Raw genomic sequence first — 5,637 nt, forward strand, 5'->3', positions numbered from 1 at the left:
CAGCATTTCCTCGACATCGCGCAGGCTCAGATTGAAGCGGAAGTAGAGCCAGACAGCACAGGCCACGATTTCGATCGGATAGCGGCGGTTCTTGCAGTCGGTGCACTCACGGTCATGGGCGCGCTGCTACCTCAATTTCCTTATCGCTCAATCAATGTGACAGCACCCAGCCGGGTGCTGGCTTACATCCTTCGACGTTCGCGCGAACCGCCGAAGCTCGCCAGCCGAATAGTCACCCCGCAACTTCAATGCACGGCCTCCAAACGCCTCAAAATCACGAAGGAGTCACCAACCAGGACCTTTGGTACAACTTCGTCGCCGGCGTGGGGCTCTTACTACCTTGCTACCTTGCCGCGATATCCTATTTGCTTCGGCCATATGCGACGCGATGCGGTCACAGACCGAAAAACGACATTCCCAGCTCCCCAACTATCAAGATTGGTAGTTTTCGAACCGCTGTCCACCTGTGTAGGCTGTGGCTAGGTAAGTGGAAACGTGATGAAAAAGCGCCAGTATAAGCTCGGATGCGGAAGAACGATTTCCCAAACCCCGCCATTTTGACCACTATCAGAAATAGTGACTATTAATCATCGTAAGTGGAGCAGACGTGGAACATGCGCACTTATGTAAACTGACCACGGTCTGCGCAAGTTATGGGTGGAGTATGAAAGCAACCATGATAGTGACTCTCGCTCCTGTTTATCCTAACCAAGTTCGCTGCGTTCGCGATGGTCGTCGTTCATCGCGTTCATTTTGCAAGGGCCATCGATAATGACTGAACGCAAAGTAATAACATCCTCACAGGCATCACGTGATCCCTCATTCTCGACGCTAGAAGACTCTGGTTGGTCAGAGGTTCCGGCCGTAACAGAGCTCTCTGATTGGGAATTTGGGACAAATTACCGGGATGCAATGCGGCCGGTTCTCCTACGTGGCGGCTGTGCGGCTTGGACCGCCTGCCAGCGCTGGTCGCCGCAATATTTTGATGAGGTCGCCGGATCACTCGCTGTGCCCGTCAAGACGCTTAACGGGAGCGAAATTAAGGTTTCTTCTTGGCGACTCGCGGACTACGCTCGGTTCGTCATGGAGCAGCCGCCGGGCGGGAATGGAGCCTCATCTGACGCGAGAGCAGCTCCGTACTGCCATGACATTCCCCTACTCGGCCTGAGGGAAAATCTGGCGGGGGATTGTCAGCCCTTTCCGGCAAATTTTCTTGAGCCGTCGTATCGCTCGCATTGGTGGCGCTACTCTCAGTTCTTCATGGGCCCGGCAGGCACTGTTACACCGCTCCACTTCGACACTTTGCTAAGCCACAACCTTTTCTTCCAGATATACGGCGCCAAGCAGTTTACCATCCTTCCGCCTAGCCAGGCTGGGCGATGTGGCCGCCGCGGCTGGAGGTGGTTTGATGTGGACCCCGAGCAACCGGACCATGTGCGCTTTCCGCAGTATGAACAAGCGACACCCGTCGTCGTCACCGTAAATGCTGGCGACATCCTGTATATGCCACCCGGAACCCTCCACCACGTCCGCAGCTTATCGACCTCGATTTCCTTCAACATCGATTTTCACACGGACCGGAGCGTATTATATGCGCTGGCGCAGGCACATCATGGAATGCCGACAAAAGTCGCCTACTACAACGCGATCACGGCATTGGCAGTAATCGCCAAAATGCCTGAATCTGTGACGTTTCCGTTGTACCGTCCCTATTTGAGCTATGTAAGTTGACAGATGGGCCGCAGAGAGCTCGCGAGCAACGGATCATCAGAGCAGATCATTGTTGGACAGCGGTGTAATGTGCAACTCGCTGTTTGCGTTCTCACTCGGAATCGGGCGTCTACCAAAGAACAGCCAGTGACGATACTATCATTTGGTGTAGATGCTCGGACCAAGGTTGCCGTTTAAAACCGCGGAGCCGCAGCGAGCATCAGTGTGAAGATAGACAGCGATGTCAACGATCGTTTCAAGCGTGTGAGTATGCTTTAGGCAATCGTCTGGATAGAGAAAAGAACATGCCTCAAGAGAGTAGCTACAATTCGTTATCTGCCTTCGAAAAGCTCGAATCGAACGTGCGGTCATATTCGCGATCCTTCCCTGTTGTATTCAGGAAGGCAGCAGGAGCCACTCTCGAGGACGAGAATGGCTTCGAGTTTATCGATTTTCTTTCCGGCGCAGGTGCCCTTAACTATGGTCACAATGATCCCGATTTGCTAAACGATGTGACGGAATACCTGAAATCAAATGGGATTATCCATGCATTGGACATGGCTACGTCGGCCAAAAGAGAGTTTATGGAGTATTTTGACGAGACAATTTTGCGCCCACGTGGTTTGACATACAAGTTTCAGTTTCCTGGTCCCACCGGCGCCAACGCAGTGGAAGCTGCTCTGAAACTCGCACGCAAGATTACTGGCCGCCACAGTATAATTTCATTTACCAACGGCTTTCACGGAGTGAGCTTAGGCGCGCTTTCAGTAACGGGTAATCGATACTACCGAGATGCGGCGGGCGTTCCTCCAGCCGGAGTAGTGTTCATGCCCTATGACGGGTATTGGGGAGCCGATAACAATTCTTCGGATTATCTAGCGAGGGTGCTGGCTGATGCAAGCAGTGGTCTCGACCTGCCTGCAGCCATCATTCTGGAAACCGTCCAAGGCGAGGGCGGCATCAACCCTGCGAGCAAGGGCTGGCTGCAGTCCCTCGAGCAGCTTTGCAGACAAAACGCCATCCTCCTGATTGTCGATGACATTCAGGCAGGTTGCGGACGAACGGGCAATTTCTTCAGTTTCGAGTTTGCCGATCTATCGCCAGACATCGTTGTTTTGTCGAAGTCGCTTAGTGGCTGCGGACTGCCTCTGTCCCTTTTGCTCCTCAAACCCGATCTAGACGTTTGGCGGCCAGGCGAACACAATGGAACTTTCAGAGGCAACAATCTTGCCTTGGTGGCGGGGACCGCTGCTTTGCGGAAATATTGGACGAATAAGAATCTGTCTGCGGAGGTTACGAAAACTGGATACATTCTTAGTGAGCACCTTCGACAGGTTGCGCAAAACAACCGAAATTATAATCTTTCCGTACGCGGGAGGGGCATGATGCTGGGGCTCGATTGCGGCACAGGTAAACTCGCTGGGAAAATCGTCCGCAAGGCCTTCCAAGACGGGCTTGTGGTAGAGCGATGCGGCTCGGAGGACCAAGTTATCAAAATTCTCCCGCCTTTGACAATCGACGGGGAAACTCTTCAGCGAGGGCTCGACATTCTGGACAAGTCTGTGCACGAAGCGTGTGAGCGGATGGACCTGCCAGCCCATTTCCTCCTGTAATTATGGTGACCGCAGTATTCACTAAAGGGATTCGGCGCGGGTCATCGAGATCGACAGCAACACCGTCGTGCGCTAAGGAGTAGCGATGACCCTGGCGGCTTGATGAGTGCGGCTTCGATCGGTGCTCTATCATCGCGTCCCGCGCCTTTTCGAGGCACTCGCGCTGGCGCGCAGCGACGGGCGCTATGGCCGCCTGCTCAAGACGCTCGGGCGCGTTCAACTCCTCATCCTCGACGACTGGGGCCTGTCCGTTCTCAGCGCTGCCGAGCGCCGCTACCTGCTAGCGATGATGATCATGAACATCGTAGCGCAGCGAGGAAGTTAATATCCGTTCGGACTTTGCTTCCTTTAGTGTATTATGCGCGAATCACCTTTAGTAACTCAATGGCGAGTTGCGATGGTTGCTCATGCTTTGGCGCATCGGATTGCGGTGTCTCTACCGGAGACCAGTGCTCCACTGGTAAGGATCAAGCCAGATTCGCCCAGCCTTTGGAACAATCTCCCACCAGTATCTCAGCACCAAGTCGCGCAGATGCTCGCGACTCTGATCCGCCGGATGCCGCCGAACGCGCCGGCGGTGAGGGAGCGGTTTGATGTTGGCTATTCCGAGCAGTTCTGACGAGCGGCTCACGGCCGTCCGGCGTTCAAAGTTCGCTTACGTATATGTGCGCCAATCCTCGATAAACCAGGTGCGCCACCATCAGGAAAGCACCGAACTTCAGTACAGCTTGGTGGACCGCGCCGTCAGATTGGGCTGGCCGCCGGATCGTGTCGTCGTCATCGATGAGGATCTTGGAAAATCGGGAAACGGCAAAGTCGAGCGTGGCGGCTTCCAACGGCTCATCGCCGAGATCGGGCTCGGCAACGCGGGTCTGGTGGTCAGTCTCGATGCATCTCGATTGGCGCGCAACAACCGGGATTGGCATCAACTCCTCGAGTTGTGTTCATTGTTCGACGTTATCATCGCCGATGGCGAGCGCCTCTACGATCCCTGCGCCTATCACGACCGGCTACTGTTAGGGCCCTCGGGGATCATGAGTGAAGCGGAGTTGCACCAGATCCGCATCCGCCTGCATCAAGGGGAGCGGCAGAAGGCTGCGCGGGGCGAGCTTCGCATACCGCTGCCAGGTGGCTTGACCTACAACCGCTCCGGCCAGATCGTGTTTAACCCTGATGAAGAGGTTCAGGCTCGGCTGCGTCTGATCTTCGACAAATTTAGGAGCTTCAGACCGCGCGACGCGTTATGCGTTACCTGCGCACGCATGACCTGCGCGTACCGGTGCGGCCGCTTCGCGGGCCGGCGCCCCATGAGTTGGTGTGGCGAGACGCCACCATCGCCCATGTCCATCATATTTTGCACAACCCGGCCTATGCCGGCGCATATGTCTACGGCCGGCGCCGAATAAATGCGGTCCGCCAAGCTCCAGGTTCGCACCGCGCAACCTCGAAGGTGGCCATTGACGACTGGGAGGTTTGCATCAAAGACGCACACCCTGGTTATATTAACTGGGAGGAGTTCATGGCCAATCAGAGACGCCTCGCCGACAACACCAATCGATACGAGGCCGGCCACCGCGGCGCGCCACGCAAGGGCATTGCTTTGCTGCAGGGCTTAGCGGTCTGCGGCCAGTGCGGACGGCGGATGACCGTGCGCTATAGCGGCCCCGACAGTGCATGCCCCGTCTACTGCTGCCTGGCGGACCGCAACCAGACCGGCAGCGTCTCGTCGCCAGAACCCTGGAAAAGGCTTGGGAAGACAAGCTGCGCTTGGTCGATGAGATCGAGCAGGAATATCGTCGGTGGAGAGACCGGGAGCCCTTGGTGTTACAGGCACAGGATCACGCGGCGCTTCAGGAACTCGCCGAGAATTTGCCGGCTATCTGGCACTCAGAAACCACCCAGCCAGAAGACCGCAAACGTATCTTGCGCTTCATCGTGCAGGAGGTGGTTCTCGACCAGAAAAAGGTACGCGGCCAGGTCGATCAGGATTCTCTGGCAGACCGGCGCAACCAGCGAACATCAAATCCAACGCCGAGTTCAATCTTACGATCGAGACTATGGCGAACTCGAGCTTGTGCGTGAGCGGATCACGGAACTCAATGCTGCGGGCGATATGGACAGGCAAATCGCCAAAAGATTGAATGACGAGGGCGTCCGCTCGGCGCGAGGCAAGCTGTTCAGCTATGAGAACATCTGGCTCTTACGCCACCGTTAGGGAATCCCCACAGCTGTCAATGCCGCTCGAATTTTCCCCAAAAGTGCCGAAGTAAAATTCCCCAGTTTCGCCGCTCAGGCTGTTGCGGAAGGGTGTCCA

4 protein-coding genes and 3 pseudogenes are annotated in these 5,637 nt (G+C 55.7%); 6 read left to right on the forward strand and 1 reads right to left on the reverse strand.

The window, feature by feature from the left end; all coding sequences use genetic code 11:
• A pseudogene (locus tag NKJ32_RS34855) lies at positions 1 to 75 on the reverse strand (IS6 family transposase); the annotation flags it as partial.
• Between the two features lie 696 nt (positions 76 to 771).
• Between NKJ32_RS34855 and NKJ32_RS34860 the strand changes: the two are divergent.
• From NKJ32_RS34860 to NKJ32_RS34885, 6 genes and pseudogenes are all read left to right on the forward strand, one after another.
• Positions 772 to 1,731, forward strand: a complete 960-nt coding sequence (locus tag NKJ32_RS34860; RefSeq protein WP_352830444.1) for a cupin-like domain-containing protein — start codon at positions 772 to 774, stop codon at positions 1,729 to 1,731.
• 284 nt (positions 1,732 to 2,015) lie between these two features.
• Entirely contained in the window at positions 2,016 to 3,323 is a 1,308-nt protein-coding gene (ectB, locus tag NKJ32_RS34865) for a diaminobutyrate--2-oxoglutarate transaminase (protein WP_352830446.1), read from the forward strand.
• Between the two features lie 115 nt (positions 3,324 to 3,438).
• A pseudogene (locus NKJ32_RS34870) lies at positions 3,439 to 3,615 on the forward strand (ATP-binding protein); the annotation flags it as partial.
• A gap of 301 nt (positions 3,616 to 3,916) precedes the next feature.
• On the forward strand, positions 3,917 to 4,729 hold the full coding sequence (locus NKJ32_RS34875; protein ID WP_352830448.1) for a recombinase family protein: 813 nt from the start codon (positions 3,917 to 3,919) through the stop codon (positions 4,727 to 4,729).
• Positions 4,618 to 4,983 (forward strand): annotated as a pseudogene (locus tag NKJ32_RS34880) (recombinase family protein); the annotation flags it as partial. The gene NKJ32_RS34875 and the pseudogene NKJ32_RS34880, both read left to right, overlap by 112 nt.
• A gap of 14 nt (positions 4,984 to 4,997) precedes the next feature.
• Positions 4,998 to 5,405 (forward strand): hypothetical protein, encoded by a 408-nt coding sequence (locus NKJ32_RS34885; protein ID WP_352830449.1) that lies wholly within the window; start codon positions 4,998 to 5,000, stop codon positions 5,403 to 5,405.
• Positions 5,406 to 5,637: the final 232 nt, after the last annotated feature.

This window comes from Mesorhizobium sp. M0159 (assembly GCF_040322295.1).
Lineage (GTDB): Bacteria > Pseudomonadota > Alphaproteobacteria > Rhizobiales > Rhizobiaceae > Mesorhizobium.

Excerpts from the sequence above, each read along its gene's own strand:
- NKJ32_RS34860 (WP_352830444.1), top strand. The coding sequence starts at position 772 with ATGACTGAACGCAAAGTAATAACATCCTCACAGGCATCACGTGATCCC.
- NKJ32_RS34885 (WP_352830449.1), top strand. The coding sequence starts at position 4,998 with ATGCCCCGTCTACTGCTGCCTGGCGGACCGCAACCAGACCGGCAGCGT.
- NKJ32_RS34875 (WP_352830448.1), top strand. The coding sequence starts at position 3,917 with ATGTTGGCTATTCCGAGCAGTTCTGACGAGCGGCTCACGGCCGTCCGG.
- ectB (WP_352830446.1), top strand. The coding sequence starts at position 2,016 with ATGCCTCAAGAGAGTAGCTACAATTCGTTATCTGCCTTCGAAAAGCTC.